This window comes from Vibrio sp. VB16, from assembly GCF_015594925.2.
Taxonomy (GTDB): Bacteria; Pseudomonadota; Gammaproteobacteria; order Enterobacterales; family Vibrionaceae; genus Vibrio.
In genome coordinates this window covers 838,438-854,826 of record NZ_CP087591.1, presented here as the reverse complement: position 1 = coordinate 854,826, position 16,389 = coordinate 838,438, and the positions used below count along the sequence as shown (strand labels likewise).

At 41.5% G+C, this 16,389-nt stretch carries 15 protein-coding genes; 9 read left to right on the top strand and 6 right to left on the bottom strand.

Annotated elements, in window-relative coordinates:
• Positions 1-168: 168 nt before the first annotated feature.
• From IUZ65_RS20250 to IUZ65_RS20230, 5 genes are all read right to left on the bottom strand, one after another.
• Entirely contained in the window at positions 169-513 is a 345-nt protein-coding gene (locus IUZ65_RS20250; protein WP_195705829.1) for a RidA family protein, read from the bottom strand.
• Positions 514-716: 203 nt separating this feature from the next.
• Complete coding sequence (locus tag IUZ65_RS20245) at positions 717-2,015, bottom strand: TRAP transporter large permease (RefSeq protein WP_195705828.1); 1,299 nt, start codon at positions 2,013-2,015, stop codon at positions 717-719.
• The gene (locus tag IUZ65_RS20240) at positions 2,012-2,536 is read right to left on the bottom strand and encodes a TRAP transporter small permease (RefSeq protein WP_195705827.1); all 525 of its coding nucleotides are present in this window, start codon (positions 2,534-2,536) and stop codon (positions 2,012-2,014) included. Before IUZ65_RS20240 ends, IUZ65_RS20245 begins: the two co-directional genes overlap by 4 nt.
• A 5-nt stretch (positions 2,537-2,541) precedes the next feature.
• The gene (locus IUZ65_RS20235) at positions 2,542-3,567 is read right to left on the bottom strand and encodes a TRAP transporter substrate-binding protein (RefSeq protein ID WP_195705826.1); all 1,026 of its coding nucleotides are present in this window, start codon (positions 3,565-3,567) and stop codon (positions 2,542-2,544) included.
• A gap of 273 nt (positions 3,568-3,840) precedes the next feature.
• On the bottom strand, positions 3,841-5,010 hold the full coding sequence (locus IUZ65_RS20230; RefSeq protein ID WP_195705825.1) for a p-hydroxyphenylacetate 3-hydroxylase oxygenase component: 1,170 nt from the start codon (positions 5,008-5,010) through the stop codon (positions 3,841-3,843).
• A gap of 238 nt (positions 5,011-5,248) precedes the next feature.
• Here IUZ65_RS20230 and hpaA point away from each other — a divergent pair, with 238 nt between their 5' ends.
• From hpaA to IUZ65_RS20200, 6 genes are all read left to right on the top strand, one after another.
• Positions 5,249-6,145, top strand: coding sequence for a 4-hydroxyphenylacetate catabolism regulatory protein HpaA (hpaA, locus tag IUZ65_RS20225; RefSeq protein WP_195705824.1), 897 nt, complete (start codon positions 5,249-5,251; stop codon positions 6,143-6,145).
• Between the two features lie 32 nt (positions 6,146-6,177).
• Entirely contained in the window at positions 6,178-6,603 is a 426-nt protein-coding gene (gene hpaR / locus IUZ65_RS20220; protein ID WP_195705823.1) for a homoprotocatechuate degradation operon regulator HpaR, read from the top strand.
• Positions 6,604-6,892: 289 nt separating this feature from the next.
• Positions 6,893-7,603, top strand: coding sequence for a purine-nucleoside phosphorylase (deoD, locus tag IUZ65_RS20215; RefSeq protein ID WP_195705822.1), 711 nt, complete (start codon positions 6,893-6,895; stop codon positions 7,601-7,603).
• A 54-nt stretch (positions 7,604-7,657) separates the two neighbouring features.
• On the top strand, positions 7,658-9,127 hold the full coding sequence (locus tag IUZ65_RS20210) for an IS1 family transposase (protein ID WP_195705821.1): 1,470 nt from the start codon (positions 7,658-7,660) through the stop codon (positions 9,125-9,127).
• 159 nt (positions 9,128-9,286) lie between these two features.
• A complete protein-coding gene (locus tag IUZ65_RS20205) occupies positions 9,287-10,765 on the top strand; it encodes a hypothetical protein (protein WP_195705820.1) in 1,479 nt (492 codons plus the stop codon).
• The gene (locus tag IUZ65_RS20200; protein ID WP_195705819.1) at positions 10,758-12,341 is read left to right on the top strand and encodes a GGDEF domain-containing protein; all 1,584 of its coding nucleotides are present in this window, start codon (positions 10,758-10,760) and stop codon (positions 12,339-12,341) included. Before IUZ65_RS20205 ends, IUZ65_RS20200 begins: the two co-directional genes overlap by 8 nt.
• 14 nt (positions 12,342-12,355) lie before the next feature.
• On the opposite strand, the gene IUZ65_RS20195 is transcribed toward IUZ65_RS20200, so the two are convergent.
• Complete coding sequence (locus IUZ65_RS20195; RefSeq protein WP_195705818.1) at positions 12,356-13,243, bottom strand: DMT family transporter; 888 nt, start codon at positions 13,241-13,243, stop codon at positions 12,356-12,358.
• Between the two features lie 152 nt (positions 13,244-13,395).
• Between IUZ65_RS20195 and IUZ65_RS20190 the strand changes: the two genes are divergently transcribed.
• From IUZ65_RS20190 to IUZ65_RS20180, 3 genes are all read left to right on the top strand, one after another.
• Complete coding sequence (locus IUZ65_RS20190) at positions 13,396-13,806, top strand: DUF3302 domain-containing protein (protein ID WP_195705817.1); 411 nt, start codon at positions 13,396-13,398, stop codon at positions 13,804-13,806.
• On the top strand, positions 13,806-14,936 hold the full coding sequence (locus tag IUZ65_RS20185; protein ID WP_195705816.1) for an HlyD family secretion protein: 1,131 nt from the start codon (positions 13,806-13,808) through the stop codon (positions 14,934-14,936). The genes IUZ65_RS20190 and IUZ65_RS20185 overlap by 1 nt, the downstream gene beginning before the upstream one ends.
• Before the next feature lie 259 nt (positions 14,937-15,195).
• Positions 15,196-16,218 (top strand): GGDEF domain-containing protein, encoded by a 1,023-nt coding sequence (locus tag IUZ65_RS20180; RefSeq protein WP_195705815.1) that lies wholly within the window; start codon positions 15,196-15,198, stop codon positions 16,216-16,218.
• Positions 16,219-16,389: the final 171 nt, after the last annotated feature.

Sequence of the window (16,389 nt, the reverse complement as noted above, 5' to 3'; positions counted from 1 at the left end):
GACATATAAACGTATTGATAAATAGCAGAACACGCCTATAATTCGCGCTGATTTGTTGGCAAGACGGTCAAATTACTTTGGCATTATTTACGCTATACCAAATCAAACACTGCTATTTCTTAAGATAATTATCTTACCTACCCTATTGGGTAGGTTTTTTTATGCCCGTTAAACAGCGGCAACGACAGAAATTTCGACAAGTAGAGCTTCTCTAGCCATCTGCGCTTGGACACAAGCTCGAGCGGGTGCATGACCTTCTGGAACCCAGTTGTCCCATACTTCATTCATCTGAGCAAAGTCTTCCATCGTTTTAAGGTATATCGTTGCTGATAGCAGTTTCTCTCTTGATGAACCGACACTTTCTAATAACTCGTCTACTTTATCTAACATGGTTTCGGTCTGCTCTTTAATGGTTTTAGTCGAATCTTTTGCAACCTGACCACAGAAGTATACCGTACCGTTATGGATAACAGCGCGACTCATGCGCTGCTTAGTTTCTTTTCTTTCAATCATTTTTATACTCAATTCTAGATACAATGAAGGGGGATAGTGTAAGGAAATTCACGTCAAAGATCAGCTTTAAAATGTCTGATATTGTTGTAATCGGTTATAGATCATTCTAAGCACGACCCGACCGTTATACCGCTTTTAAAAAGAAAAGGCTTTGAGCAAATACTCAAAGCCAAAACAAACGAAACCATCAGATTGGTTGTGATCTAATACATCAAACTGGGCAATAGCAGTGCAATAGATGGGAACAGCACAATAATTGCTAACCTCACCATATCCGCAACCCAAAAAGGTAAAATACCTTTAAAGATGGTCCCTGTACTGATGTCTTTTACTAACCCTGAGAGAACAAAAACATTCAACCCGACAGGAGGCGTAATCAGACTGATTTCCGTTACGACCACAACAACGATACCAAACCATATGGGGTCAAACCCAAGCTCAACGACAACCGGGAAGAAGATCGGCACCGTGAGCAGCATCATTGACATGCTTTCAAATACACAGCCCAAGATAATATAGATGAGCAGGATAATCCCCATCGCCACTATCGGAGACACATTTCCGACTTGGATAAGCTCGATTAACGCGGTTGGTAGGCCAGCACGGTTAACGAAATTAGACAGTATTAATGCACTTATCACAACAGCAAAAAGTGACGCTGACGTTTTGGCGGTATCAACCAGAATATCTCTTAATATGTCATAGCTCAGTTTTCTGCGATAAAGTGCTAAAAAGAAAGCACCTGAAGCACCGATACCGGCTGCTTCTGTAGGCGTAAATACGCCCGCGTAGATACCACCCATAACCAAGACAAAAAGTAATAACGTAGAGAAAATTCCCTTTAATGCCGTCAATCGTTCTTTCCAGTCTGAACGTTCACCCGGTGGAGCACTTTCTGGTGAGCGATAAACGACCCAACGAACCGTAAGCAGGTAAAGTGAAATACCTAGCAAGCCGGGAAGAAAGCCCGCAGCAAACAATTCACGTATGCTACTTTCGGTCAAAAGCCCATAGATAACCAACATGACACTTGGTGGTATCAAAATACCGAGCGTACCGCCAGCAGCAATTGATGCGGCAGCTAAACTGTCCGCATACCCATAAGCACGCATCGGTGGCATGGCGACTTTTGACATGGTTGCCGATGTGGCTAGGCTAGAACCGCAAATGGCAGAAAAACCACCACAAGCAAGTATCGTCGACATGGATAACCCACCGCGACGGTGCCCAACAAACGCATTACAAGCTCTATATAACTCAGCGGACAAGCCCGCTTTCGTCACAAAGTTCCCCATTAATATAAATAGTGGAATAACCGACAAACCATAATCTTGCCCAGTATCAATGATTCGACGAGCGGCCATAGACATGGCCGCTGTCCAGTTATAGTCATTGATGTACCAAAATCCAATAAATCCAACAACCCCCATGGCAAAGGCAAGTGGTAACCTTAAAAACACCATGATGATAAGAATGGTAAAACCTACAATGGACTCCATCATTCGCTGTTACTCCTTTCTGATATCGGCGTTCCTGAGCGGAAGATTGGTAATCTGGCCATGTATACAACAGCATTCATAAAGGTAAGAAAACCACCAGCAAACCCTGTAATTGAGATTAGATAGGTCACGTAACCCAGTGGAATTTCTAATATCTCAGATACTTCTTCATACTCAAGAGAACGACCCGCTAGTTTCCAATTCATCATCGCGACCAATACCAGCGATACTGCACAAATAAGGTTTATGACTGCTTGGCGAACGTCAATCCAGCGGTCTGGGAAATAGGCGTCGAGTAGATCTACGCAAATATTCTCTTCTTTCCAAGACACAAGAGGGAAAGCCATAAAGACCATGACAGCGAGTAGAACCTCAATCATCTCAGTTGAGCCATCGATCGGTGAATTTAGAAAATAGCGTCCGAAAACATCGAAAAATGTAATACCCATCATAAGAAATAAGCTGAGCGCAGCGAGGGTCTCCAACCCTCGCCTTACAGCTATCGAAACATTTTCAGCTATCATAATGATTATAAGCCTTTGTTAATTTGCTCTTGGTAGTAGTCGAATGCAGCAGGGCCATCAACCTTGCGTTTCTTCGCTGTTTTATACCAATCTTCAATAATAGCGGTTGTCATGCCTTTTACTTCAGCTACGAGCTCTGGCGAAGCATCAGTAAATACATGACCACCTTCTTTAGCTTTGGTATAGGCATTATTATCGTAATCATCCATCATCTTACCGAATAGACGAGAAAGCTTTTCGCCCGACACAGCCTTAATTGCCTCTTGGTCTTTCTTTGAAACACCTTCTAGTGCATCGCGATTCATGACAATAGCAAAACTTCCTCGGTACAAACCACCTGGGAACATAAGTGTATTATTGGCAACTTCCGCTAGACGGAAACTACTTAGGGCTTCTACAGGTAAGTAAGTACCAACGACAACACCTTGAGAAAGCGATTCATACACCTTAGTGGTCGAGATAAACACTGGCGTGACTTCCATCCCTTTCGCGATGGTAGAGATCACACCACCACCGACCCGGATTTTCTTACCTTTCACGTCCGCGAGGGTTTCAACTTTCTCTTTAGTGATAAGCTGACCTGGACCATGTACCCCCATAGCCAACACTTCTACGCCACGGTGTTCTTTGCCTTTTTTAAGGTATTTTTCATAGGTGTTCCAGTAAGCTTTCGACGCGAGCTCTGAACTTACACCTTCTTTAAAAGTAGGAATTTCTGGAAGCTGTGTTAATTTGAAACGTCCAGCCTTATGGCCGTGGAAGATCCACGTTACATCACCAATACCATCAGTAACGACATCAATTTGCGATGGTGGTGGAGCCAAATCATATTCAATTTTCACGGTTACACGACCTTCTGTCGCTTCTTCAACCCACTTGCCCCACGTTGGCCAAACGACCTTATTTATTCCGTGATTTGGCGAAGCCCAAGAGCTTATTTTTAGTATTTTCTCTGGTGCGGCATTAGCACCTGTTGAAGCGAGTAACAGTAAACCAGTGCTTACCATAAGGGATATTTTAGATTTGATCATGACACTTCCTTGTTTTACTTATCGTCGTTATTTTATTTATATTCGTTATCTAAATATCACTTTTCAGATACAATTCGATAACATGTTAATAATCTACCAAAAGACATATAGTTAATATGTTAACAAGATCATGTTTGTAACATTTATTTTACTTTTAATGGGTATACTTTAGTCTATATCCAAGTGGTAATAGGTAATCTAAGACATTAAAAAAGCTCCACTTATTAACGGTAGAGCTTTGTTTATTAGAGCGAATAAAAATCTCTGATTTGATTATACCATCGTTGGATCAGGTTCTAATCCCATCAACTCTCGCCCTAGAATTTGTGCACAAATATCATAATCCGTGTAAGCATGTGCACCTGTCATATGCGAATCACGGAAGAGACGTTGAGCTTCATTGTCTAGGAACCAACTCATACCACCCATCGCTTCAAACAAACGATCCACGGCTTGAATACACATCTTCACTGCATACGCTTGGTTTGTGCGCCAATAGGTCAATGTCTCACGAGTTGGATATTCTTTACGCTCACCGTGCTCTTTATGATCTTGCCACGTTTTTTCTAACATGGCGCGAGCCGCAAATATTTGATGAGTCGATTCAGCAATACGCATAAGAGCTGGTGTAGCAGTCCCTGCATTCGCCCCTGTATAAGCGCGGACACGATTCTTGGTCTTCTCTTTGTAAGCAACCAACATACGCTCGGCAATGCCTAAGCTTATCGCTGCAAATCCGCAAGCAAAATATGGACGATAAGGGGTGTAGAAAATATCACTATCTGGGTACAGACCAAAGCCCGCTGATTCGCCTTCCATCATGCCTTTCGCTGTCTCGATGCGGTGATCAGGAATGAAAACATCTCTCAGTACTAATGTTTTTGTACCGCTTGATTTCATACCAGCGGCATGCCAGTCATCAGTAATTGTGTATTCATGTCTTGGTACCACACCAAAGCAGTAGACTTTGTTACCATCCGCATCAAGTCGGTGGAATCCGAGGATAGCCCAGTCAGCATGGTCACACCCGCTGCTCCAGCGCATGTCTCCGTTAAAGATGACGCCGCCTTCTGTGTTTTCTGTTTTACCAAACGGCGCGATACTGCTACTTGCTGTTGCATCCGGATTCTCTCCCCAAAATTCTTGTTGTGCTTTCTCTGAAAACATGGCCATTTGATGGCTATGCGTGGCAAGTAAGCTACCACCCCATGCTGTACCACCACATGCGCCAGCAATTGCCGCGACACAATCGGTAAACTCAGGTAACGATATTTCAAGGCCACCATATTTCTTAGGTTGAAATGCTCGGAAAAACTTAATTTCTTTTAATAGACGAATATTCTCTTCGGGTGGTGTTCGATCCATTTCAGCTTGAGCAGCATTGGCTGCAATCGTAGGTAGGATTTCTTTGATTTGCTCTAATAATGAGTTTTCACGTTTCATGGTTACTTCCTTTTAATCTTGCAACTTACCCAACAAATTCACCTAGTGGGTCGAAATAAATAATTTTGGCTTCTGAACATTTGTTATTATCATGTTAAATAAATAGTTATAAAATGGACTAAGCACGACAACAATTGCACTTTTCGCAGAAAGTAATTAACATATTAACTGTTTTATACAAAAATGTGATCTGACACGGAAACACGAGTTATTACTAAACGTAAATTGGAGTTACAAGGTGGCTGGAGAAATCCCTAACATTATTATTGGGCAGGTTTACGATCAAAAGTACGCAGATGCGGAATTACATTTTGAATACTTGGACAACTTGGCGAGCTTCTTTGGTCGGAATATGCCTGTCCATTATCACGACCGATTTTATCAACTGCATATCGTAATGGAAGGAAAAACGCACGTTCATTTGGATGACAAACACTATTCTTTCAAGGGTATTACGTTGTTTTTTACCCCTCCAGCAGTCCCCCACTCTTTTGTGACTGAAGCCACTTCTACAGGGTATGTCCTCACTATTCAGCAGCAACTGGTTTGGCGACTCTTAGACATGGAGAGCGGGATAAACAATATTATGGTGGATCAAATGAAACCATTTTGTACTAGGCTTGAAACAGATAATCCTATTTTAGATTTTTTAACTCACCTGAAAAGGGAAATGGATTCTGGCGCGATAATGAAAGAGCGTGCAACTCAATCTATTTTGCAACTTGTACTTATCGAGGTAATGCGACTTTCTAATAGTTATAAGAGCGAGACCAGAAACCGCAGTGTGGATGTCACCATTTTTCATAACTTTAACCACCTTGTAGAGAATCAATACCACCAACATTGGGCCTTAAGCCAGTACGCAGACAATATAGGTATCTCTGTTTCTAGGCTTAATGATATTTGCCGCCGAGTCAGTGGGCTTTCCTCTAAAAAGATCATTATTGATAGGTTGATGCAAGAAGCAAGACGCCATTTACAGTTCACACCAAAAAGTGTGTCTGAAATAGGTTACGATCTTGGGTTTAGAGATCCAGCCTATTTTGCACGTTTTTTTAGAAAATACGCACAGATGACTGCAACAGAGTATCGCAATCATCTTCAAAATTCTGAATTAAAAACAACGTCTACTTAGAATTACGATCTAAAAGACTAGAAAGGTAAAACATGACAAAATTTAAAGACTCTTTGCCACTGCAGTTGATAAAAGCGAGGGACGTAACCCTCGATTACTTTCGTCCTGTACTGTCAGCAAACGACTTAACAGTCCAACAATGGCGTGTGATGAGAATTATTTTTGCTTACGGCGAAATAGATTTTACGACACTCGCGAGTGACTCTTGTATATTGAGCCCCAGTCTAACAGGCGTGATCAATCGATTAGAAAAACAGGACTATGTTTGCAAAATAAAATCGGAAGTTGATCAACGACGTGTAAATATTCGTCTCACCAACAAAGCAGAAGAATTAGTGAAAAGAGTTCGTATCGATGTCGACAAGCAATATGTGTTATTAAAAGAAAAACTTGGTGACGAAAAATACAACCAGCTTACTGAATTACTTGAAGAATTAATTGATATCAGAGACAACTAATTAGTGAAGACAACAAAAATTAGGCAGTGTGCTACCTTCCGTTTTTAGGCCGTCACACTGCTTTAGTTCGTCTAAAAAACAAAAGCAAATCGATTGCTCTCTCCCATTCAACAGATTCAGTTATCAAATAGTCCAATATGTTAAAGTCTCACAAATAATGTGATCTAGATCTCATGTAGATGGTCTTATTGCCGCTAATATTCAATTAAGCTAACAAATAATTTCAACATAATTAGTAATTGATAAATAAGTTACTAATTTTATCCCCATTTTAATCGGAGAAATCGACATGGCAACCCCACATATTAACGCTCAACTAGGTGACTTTGCAGAGACAGTTTTGATGCCTGGTGACCCACTACGTGCTAAGTATATTGCAGAAACATTTTTAGATGATGTGAAGCAAGTATGTGATGTCCGTAATATGTTCGGTTATACCGGTACATACAAAGGTAAGAAAGTGTCTGTAATGGGCCACGGTATGGGTATCCCGTCGTGTTGCATTTACGTACACGAATTGATTGCAGAATTCGGTGTGAAGAATGTTATCCGCGTTGGTAGCTGTGGCGCGGTTCGTGATGACGTTAAATTAATGGACGTTGTTATTGGTATGGGTGCATCGACTGACTCTAAAGTAAACCGTATCCGATTTAACGACCATGACTTTGCGGCTATCGCCGATTTCGGTCTGCTTGAAGAAGCGGTAAAACAAGCCCGTATTCAAGACGTTCCAGTAAAAGTAGGTAACGTCTTCTCTGCCGATCTTTTCTACACACCTGAAGCGGATATTTTCGGAAAAATGGAAAAATTGGGTATCCTCGGTGTGGATATGGAAGCGGCAGGTATCTACGGTGTCGCAGCCGATCTTAACGCAAAAGCGCTAACAATTCTTACCGTATCAGACCACATTATTCGTGGCGAAAAGCTAAGCTCTGAAGATCGTCAAAAATCATTTAACGATATGATGATGGTTGCGTTAGAAACAGCAATCAACATCTAATTTAATCGCTGTCAGTGTTTGCTGACAGCTCCAGTATTTCCTGAGGGGGCGATCGTGTCAAACGGCAAACTACCCAAGGATGCAAATGGTTTACAACTCAACTTTTGTAAAACATTGGCGTGTGATAACTTTGGTTTGAGTGATGCAGAACGATACGTTCTACAGCACGTAAATCCTAAGCGTCCAACGATGGTTTGTCGAGAATGTGGTGCTTTCCCCCCCTTACTTAATAATCAAGAAGTCCTAAATGAACTGACGCGTCTGCGCCAAGTTCATAGTGATGGACTTCCTGCTTGTCGCTGCAAAGAGTGTCATAACTTTGGTCTTTCCGTTCATACCCATAAAAGCCTCTATCATGCTTTTGGATATAGCGGTGATAGGCAACGTTATCGCTGCAAAGAGTGCCAATCGACTTTTGTAGACAAATGGTCCGGCGCTAACAACAAGCTTCAACTTCAAGAAAATCTGCTCGGTCTTCTATTTATGAGCTTTTCAGTCCGAGAAGTGTGCCGTAAATTACAGATTAACCCTAAAACTTTTTATGATCATGTCGACCATATTGCAAGTCGATGTCGCCGAAAGTTAGCGATGTTTGATGCTCGCTGGGTAAATCACGAAGAACATTACCACCTCGCTTCGCACTTTATGCCGTTACAACCAAAAAGCAATAATGGCGTACTATGGTTCGCAACAGGCGAAGCTCAATCTGGGTATATTCTTTCCCAGCATATCAACTATTCAACAAATGAAGAGCCTACCGGCCCAGTAGACCATGACCCATATGGCTCTGCGGCTCGTTATGTGTCCCGAAGCTACCTGTCCGAAGCGAATATAGACATTAAAGTGAAGTCCCACGATCTGCGCGAACGTATTGATGAAAAATATCAGGTGATTCTTGCTAGAGGAAATGTCGAAGACCCTATGGGTAACATGACGCGTTTTGATTATCCATCAAAAGGGGCGCTAATTCGCGCACCCTATACCTCATACGCGCATTTTTTGCATATCCTCGAGATGTGTAATGACGACAAACGTATCTCCATATACCTACCTCAAGATCCTGTGTTACGTTCAGCAGCGGTGACTCTATGTCTGAAAAAGATCCAGCGTCAAAATGTTGACCTTATGTACGTCGAAGAAGATGAAAACTGGGATAACAGTAAAGCTCTTGAAAAAATTGATATTATTCACATGGGTTGGTGGAAAGATCGTTGGGCCATGTCATTTCAAGAAAACGCAAGCAAAGGAATATGTTACTTAGCAGGTGACAACCCTTCGCCCGACCATTGGTTTCACAAGGCTAGCATAAGAAACACCAAGTTTTACCAAGATCGTTTTCAAACCTTATTTGGTAGTTTTATTAACGAGCCACGCAGAAAACTGAGACCCGGTGGCATTTTGCCAATGTTGGACATATTTAGAGCATGGCATAATTTATGCTACCAAGATAAGGATGGGAATACACCGGCTCAAAGACTTGGATTAACCGATCATCCACTGACTTTAAAGCAGTTACTTTCCTAATGAGATCTCTATTTACTATATAATCGCTTTGCTAGATTGTGAGTCGGCGCTAACTTTTATAGAAATGCGAATCGATTATTGTGTTTTAATTAGTGATTCCTGCCAAAGTATTCATATAATGAGTACGTTGTTTATGTAATTAACATCATGGACTTAGCCTTGGATAAAGCCCACGCCGTTCTAGAAAACGAAATCGAACAGCTCGCCTCACGAATTGAAGCCGAGCCTGAGACTGTATTGCAGCTAGCAAAACAGTCATTAGTTAGAGCCGATCAAGTTTTGTACCCTGAAGGGGGTATCAAGACTGCGATCCTGATTTCTCGATGTTATTGGTTCCTGATGGATTATACTCAGGGTCTCAAAGCGATTAAGGATGCCCACGCCAGGCTGAACCGACTCGATACCGATCTATTCCTTCCTGAAATTTTACATGTGCACGCCTTACAGTTCTGGGGCCAAGCCAAGTATTACTCTGCTCAGCAATTTTGGATAAACGCGTTAGAACAAGCCGCACTAGTTGGTGAGACTGTCATTGAGATTGAGAGCCTTATCGGCCTCGGAAACGTATGGCGGGTAACCAATGAACATAAATTGGCCATGTCTACCCACTCACTAGCGGTCAATGTGGCAAACAATGCCCGCATAAACTGGTTAGAAGGCAAAGCAAGGATTTTACTCGCAAGAGACTATTATCTGCTCAACAACTATATCGCGATGCTTTCTGTATTAGATACTGCTGAAGAGGTGCTAAAGCACAATAGCAATGCCACCTGGAAAGCGGAAATATGGGAATACCGAGGGTTAGCGCTGCTCGGATTAGAAAGGGTTAAAAACGCAGAAGAGGCAACGCTCAAAGCGTATGACCTTGCGATGAAACACAACCTATTTTGGTTACAAACTCAAGCTTACATTAACCGAGCACGGCTAGAACTTATTCGTAATAACCTGAGCGATGCGAAGCAGCTCTTAAGTAAAGCTGAAAAAGCGGCAAAAGAATTCCAAGATGGTGATTTGCTCGCACAGATTTGCTACCAACAATCTGCTGTTGCAGAAAAACAAGGTGACTTTCAAGATGCGCTGGAATCCTTTCAAAAATATCGACGATACTCGATTAAGTTACTAAAAGATAAAACCAATAGACTCGGCTTAGATAAAGCTCGTGCATCTAAAAGGCAACTGGATAATCGCGCTCGTAAATTAATTAACCGAATCAGGCGTCAGGTCGAATTCCATCACGGTGAAAAAGGCTACTCCAATTTAGTTTCAGAAACCTATTGGTGGGAGCAAATGGTTCTGTTTAAGAGCGAACTAAAAGCATCGACTCATGCCATCATTCTTATTCAACATGACAACGCAGCGTACCTTGAAGTCTGTATTGAAATAGCGCAGTGTCTCTGCAATCGAAATGACCTTATCTCTCGTTTGAGTGAAGATAGGATTGGTATGTTAGTAGCCGAAAAAGGAGAACAAGCAGAAGCGCTTTTTCAGTTCATCCTTCAAACACTAAATAACTACCCTTGGGATCGACGAGGATTAACGGGTCAAATACCCGTCGCCGTCCTACACGACATACTTTCTTTCCCATTTACATTAGAGCAGCTCGAAGATCAAGAACAAATGGATAGTCAAAATGGATAAACTTCTCAGTAAAGTATCCGATGCTGGTTTAGATCCTTCTTCTGTTACCGGTGAAGAAGCCATAATTTTCTGGGATCACGTCCGCAATCATGTTGCGGCATCTCAAAATGAGAAAGCACACTGCTTCCTCATAAGCGCTGAATACAGAAGTTTACTCAATCAACATCGACAAAGCATATCTGAACTCAAAAACGCATTAGATCTTTTAACACTACCGAACGATGTTGAAGAGATCATCACGATAAAAACCAGCTTGAGTGAAAGGCTTGTCAATGCTGGGCTATATGATGAAGCCCTTAAAGAGTTTGTTGATCTTTCCTCTCTTGCGGTGGAATACAGCTCGATAGATGAATATGCCATCGCGGTTTTAGGCATGGGCAGTCTTTGTGATGCTTATGGTGACCACGCGAAGGCTTATCGCTATTATCAGAAAATAGACAGCATTGATCATGCCATTAGTAGCCGTTCTTTAAGGCTACGCTGTAAACTCAATATGGTGGCATGCCTAATATCGCTAAATCGCATTACGTCCGCAAATGAGCTTCTAAAAGAGTGTGAAGAGCTCAGTATTTTAGTCAGCGATAAAGGGCTAGCCGGTCAGATAATTCTTTATCAGGCAAAGTTACTAAGTCGCCGTAAAGAGCATCATCAAGCATTGGCCACACTGGCTAAGTCCTATTACTTGATTCATCGGTCAAAATCTCATTGGTTAGCGAATATGCTTCGTCTTGAGCAAGCTCACAACTTAACAGAGTTGGGTAAAACCGATTATGCAAGCATCATTCTAAGAAGCACGACCAAGAAGATCCAGCAAACCTCATCACCTTTATTATTACAAGAATTGTACGACTCTATGAGTCATGTTTTTCGCAATCAAGGTCAATATCAAAAAGCATTAACCTTTGAGAAACTGGGTTATAGAGTATCGACCGATTTGATCAAAAGCATCCCAATTACGGATCTTGGCTCCCATCAGTTGCGTCGATTGTCTCGCTTCGAGCTACAGCTAAAACTCATTATGTCTGAACAAGAAAATAAAGAGCTAAAAGAGACGACTGAGAGCCAAAAAGATGCGGTTGCCAAGCTTCAACAAGACGTATTTACCGATCCGTTAACTGGATTACATAACCGTCGTTGGTTAGATGTAAAACTGAAAGACCTGTTACTCCACGACACTCCGTTTGCATTTTTGGTTATTGATATAGACCACTTCAAATCAGTCAACGATGAACTTAGCCACCTGATTGGTGATAAAGCCATTGTATGTGTCTCTTCTGAGCTTAAATCTCACTTTAGATTTAAGGGGGCATCATGTGTGCGCTTTGGTGGAGAAGAGTTTCTCGTTATCTTAGAGCACGCCACCACAGAAAGAGCGGTAATGCACGCTGAGCACTATCGAGAACATATCTATGGTTATGGCTGGAGTGCCATACTGGGCGAACGTGGGTTAACCGTCAGTATCGGTATTACACTACATCGAGATAGCGAAAACACTCAAAGAACATTCTATCGCGCAGACAAAGCGCTATATAAGGCAAAAGCTAACGGTAGAAATCAAGTCTGCCTTGAAGATTGACCCGTTTTATTCCATCACAAAAAGAAAAGAGAAATTCCAAATAATGCCCCTAATGTGCCAATAACGTTTTTCTTGGTTATTGGCTCACCATTCCACGCATAGATCATCAAAATAAATAACGGACTCGTCGCGATTAACGTTTGTGCTACGGCAGGATTAGCGTGCTTTAAGGCAATCTGTTGTAACCATAAAGCTAAAAATGTACCAACAAAGATTGCCGCTAACAGCCACCTTCTGTCTCTATTTTTGAGCTGCTTTAATTTAATCAACATTGAAGCTACTGGGCGTTTTTCAACAAAAACCACCACCGCAAACACCACCATAACCCCGATGCCTAAACGGATAAGCGCACCTAATAAAGGAGGAATATCTCCCGCAACCAATGCATAGTGAGAGATGACAACCCCTGTCGCCTGACACACACTCGCGAGCAACCCAAAACCGATACCACTAATAGAGGTTGGTTGATTATTCATATTGGGTTGAAAAATAACGTAAGTCACCGCAACCGTCGTGACAAAGACGCCTAACCAACTCTGCCCACTAAGTGCACTGCCAAGTGCCATCAAAGCCAAAATCCCAGATAAAGGCGGTGCAAGAGATTCCAGTAAAAGCGTTTTATTGGCGCCTATTCGTTTCAGAGCCGCAAAATAAGCGCTATCACCAATAGCGATACCAATAACGCCCGATATCGCCAATATCCAAAAATGCGACGGACTCAGTACAAGTTCAGGAAGAGGCAATACAGGAAGAACGAACAACATCATAGTAGAAGCGGCGATACCTTTTACAATATTCATCTGCATTGCACTAAATTTATGACTAAACTGGCTATAAATCCACGTCGCTACCGCCCATGCCAAAGCAGCAAATATGGCCGCAATTTCTCCTACATATTGCAATAGAATCCCTTACTTTTATTAATTAAATCAATCATAAATATTCAAAAACATTACTATAATAACTATAAATGATACGGTTTTCTCTGTTAAACTGGAAATAAACATAAACGTAACTTTAATAGTAAAGTATTAACAAACACAAGGAATAGACAATGCTTGAGACCGTGGCGCTAGTTATACTGGTGTGTGTTGTTTTGATTATTTTTTACGGAATTATCGTTATACACGATATCCCCTATGAAATAGCCAAAGAAAGAAATCACCCTCATCAAGATGCCATCCACATATCTGGTTGGGTAAGTCTATTCACCTTACATGTGTTATGGCCTTTTTTGTGGATATGGGCAACGCTATGGAGAGAAGATCGAGGTTGGGGTTTTACCAAACTCATTGAAGAGCAACACGATCTAGAACATAAGATCACACTGTTGTCCGATCAAATAGCAACCCTTCAAAACCAAGTGAGTCAATTGCAAAATGATAAAACCACTCCGAAGACAATGCCAGCTATAGAGCCTTCTATTCAAGAAAGTAATAATACAAATCAGGAGCAGTCTAACTGATGGAAATACTACTGATACTGACTTATACCGCATTGTGTATTGCGATATTTAAGATATTTAAAATTCCTCAAAATAAATGGACCATTCCAACGGCGGGACTCGGTGGTATCGTTATAGTCGGTTTTCTTACATTGGCTATGAACTATAACCACCCATTTACCTCTACAGGCGGTCAAGTCTTTACCACTACTCCAATCGTGTCTAGTGTGCGAGGTAAAGTTATTGAGGTTCCTATTGAGGCCAATAAGCCGATCAAGAAAGGAGACATCCTTTTCAAAATAGACCCAACACCATTTGAAGCAGATGTCATCAACAAGCTTGCCCAATTAGCAGCAGCAGAACAGAACGTCTTACAACTGGAAGCCATTTATCGTGGTGCTCAGGCAACAAGCCTCCAAGCCGCCGCGCAACGAGATAAACTTGATAGAGAATACAAAAGATACGCTGCTGGCTATAAAAAAGGCGCATTCACTGCCCAACAAGTGGATACTCGTCGCCAATCTTATTTGGCTTCAGAAGCCGCATTGCTCGCCGCTCAAGCAAGTGAAAGCCAAGCAAAACTGGCCTTTGAGTCACAAATAAACGGCGTGAATACCACTGTCGCCAGCGCACAGTCCGAATTAGAACAGTCTCAGTTCAAACTCGACGAAACGGTTGTACTCGCTCCTACAAACGGCTATGTATCCCAAGTAGCATTAAGGCCTGGCATGATGGCGGTACCATTGCCGTTGGTCCCTGTAATGACATTTGTCCACTCTGAGGAGAAATATTATATCGGAGCATTTAGACAAAACGCATCACAGCGATTAAAACCAGGATATGAAGCTGACTTTATATTTCGCGCCTTACCAGGCAGAGTATTCCAAGGTGAAGTCATCGAAATGTTACCTGCGATCGCAGAAGGGCAAGTACAAGCTAACGGTTCATTAATCAGTAGCGAAACGTTGGATACTGGGGGTCGACTATTAGTTAAACTGAAGGTCCACGATGACCTGTCTGAATTTAATCTACCACTTGGTAGTGCCGCGGAAATTGCTGTTTATTCAGAGCACCTAGAACATGTTTCAATGATGCGAAAAATTTTGATTCGCATGAAAAGCTGGCAAAACTATTTGTACCTAGATCACTAAACTATTTTTCAGTCATTCTTGAAATGAATTGTGTTAAAAATCCGCTTGTATCAAGCGGATTTTTTTCCCTAAATTAGGGATCGTTAGAAGTATCAGCAACAAAACTATTCGTAATTGTCAATAATGAAGTAGTAATCCATTTGAAGATGACTTTTTTTCAAGTTTATTGGTCATCAAACAGGACACTATTGTATAAATTCGCTAACATGACGAATAACGGTACAAATTTATAACTACCTCGAATCAGTTTGGTTAAAAAATGACTAAAGAAGACTTCCAAAAAGCGGCTGAAATACTCAGGACCGCAGTACCTCTAATGATCAAACATCAGGTACCAACTACACCACCCAATTATGCTTTGTGGTACACCTATGTTGAAGAAACACAACCAAAGCTTAATGTTGAACTAGACGAGATCATCGCTGAGTACGGCATTTGTCTTCCAAGTCACAACAAAAGCCTTTATAAAAGATACATCGCAGGGAAAACAGAATCCGATATACACGAGTTAAGGTCTAACCTAGAGATTCTGGTTAACGAGATCTTTCTTTCCATGAAAGACACCCTTGCCGATACAAGTTCGTTTGAGAAGTCGATTGAAAGAAGCTTCTCCAATCTCGAAAAAATTGATCACGAAGGGCTCACATTCGATGAACTGCTTTCACTTGTTAGAAAGTTTGTTAATGAATCAGAAGCAATAAGAAGTTCGACTAGCCACTTCAACGAGCAACTGAATACCGCAAGTTCAGAGATATCCAATCTGCGAGAAAAACTGGAAAAAGTTCAAAAAGACGCACTTCACGATAGTCTGTCCGGGCTTTTGAACCGAGGTGCGTTTGATAAAGATATCGCCGCTTATTGTGCCTCAGAACAATCCTATCCTCTCTGCCTAATTTTAATTGATATAGATAGCTTTAAGAGTTTAAACGATGATTATGGCCATGTATTTGGTGATACGGTGATTAAAGCCATCGCAAAACGCTTACAATCTAGCTGTAGAGATGGCATTGCCGCTTACCGTTATGGTGGCGAAGAGTTTGCTCTACTTATACCAAATAAACCACTTAGAATTGCAAGGCAATTTGCTGAGACCGTTCGTCGCTCTATAGAACGAATCTCCGTCAAAGATAAACGTTCTGGTGAGCAAGTTAAAAATATTTCGGCTTCTTTTGGAGTTGCTCAATTCGAAGAGACAGAAAGCCCTATCTCTTTAATAGATAGTGCAGACCAACAGCTGTATAAAGCGAAAAGCTTAGGAAAAAATAGAGTCATGCCTATCTAAACGTTTTGTTACGTTATTAAAGAGCCTACTTTTGGCTCTTTTTTTGTGCCCGCTTAATAATAAAAATATAGCAGGTAATAACACAACAATGCCTACTTCCGAATGACGGTTATTCATATAGCCAATAATACGATATTTTCTCATTTAATTTACAACAACGATCACTCCTCA

Bases quoted from the DNA above. Each gene is read 5' to 3' on its own strand.
- deoD (WP_195705822.1), top strand. From the start codon at position 6,893: ATGGCAACCCCACATATTAACGCTCAACTAGGTGACTTTGCAGAGACA.
- IUZ65_RS20240 (WP_195705827.1), bottom strand. From the start codon at position 2,536: ATGATAGCTGAAAATGTTTCGATAGCTGTAAGGCGAGGGTTGGAGACC.
- IUZ65_RS20245 (WP_195705828.1), bottom strand. From the start codon at position 2,015: ATGATGGAGTCCATTGTAGGTTTTACCATTCTTATCATCATGGTGTTT.
- IUZ65_RS20190 (WP_195705817.1), top strand. From the start codon at position 13,396: ATGCTTGAGACCGTGGCGCTAGTTATACTGGTGTGTGTTGTTTTGATT.
- IUZ65_RS20200 (WP_195705819.1), top strand. From the start codon at position 10,758: ATGGATAAACTTCTCAGTAAAGTATCCGATGCTGGTTTAGATCCTTCT.
- IUZ65_RS20235 (WP_195705826.1), bottom strand. From the start codon at position 3,567: ATGATCAAATCTAAAATATCCCTTATGGTAAGCACTGGTTTACTGTTA.
- IUZ65_RS20185 (WP_195705816.1), top strand. From the start codon at position 13,806: ATGGAAATACTACTGATACTGACTTATACCGCATTGTGTATTGCGATA.
- IUZ65_RS20250 (WP_195705829.1), bottom strand. From the start codon at position 513: ATGATTGAAAGAAAAGAAACTAAGCAGCGCATGAGTCGCGCTGTTATC.
- IUZ65_RS20180 (WP_195705815.1), top strand. From the start codon at position 15,196: ATGACTAAAGAAGACTTCCAAAAAGCGGCTGAAATACTCAGGACCGCA.
- IUZ65_RS20230 (WP_195705825.1), bottom strand. From the start codon at position 5,010: ATGAAACGTGAAAACTCATTATTAGAGCAAATCAAAGAAATCCTACCT.
- hpaR (WP_195705823.1), top strand. From the start codon at position 6,178: ATGACAAAATTTAAAGACTCTTTGCCACTGCAGTTGATAAAAGCGAGG.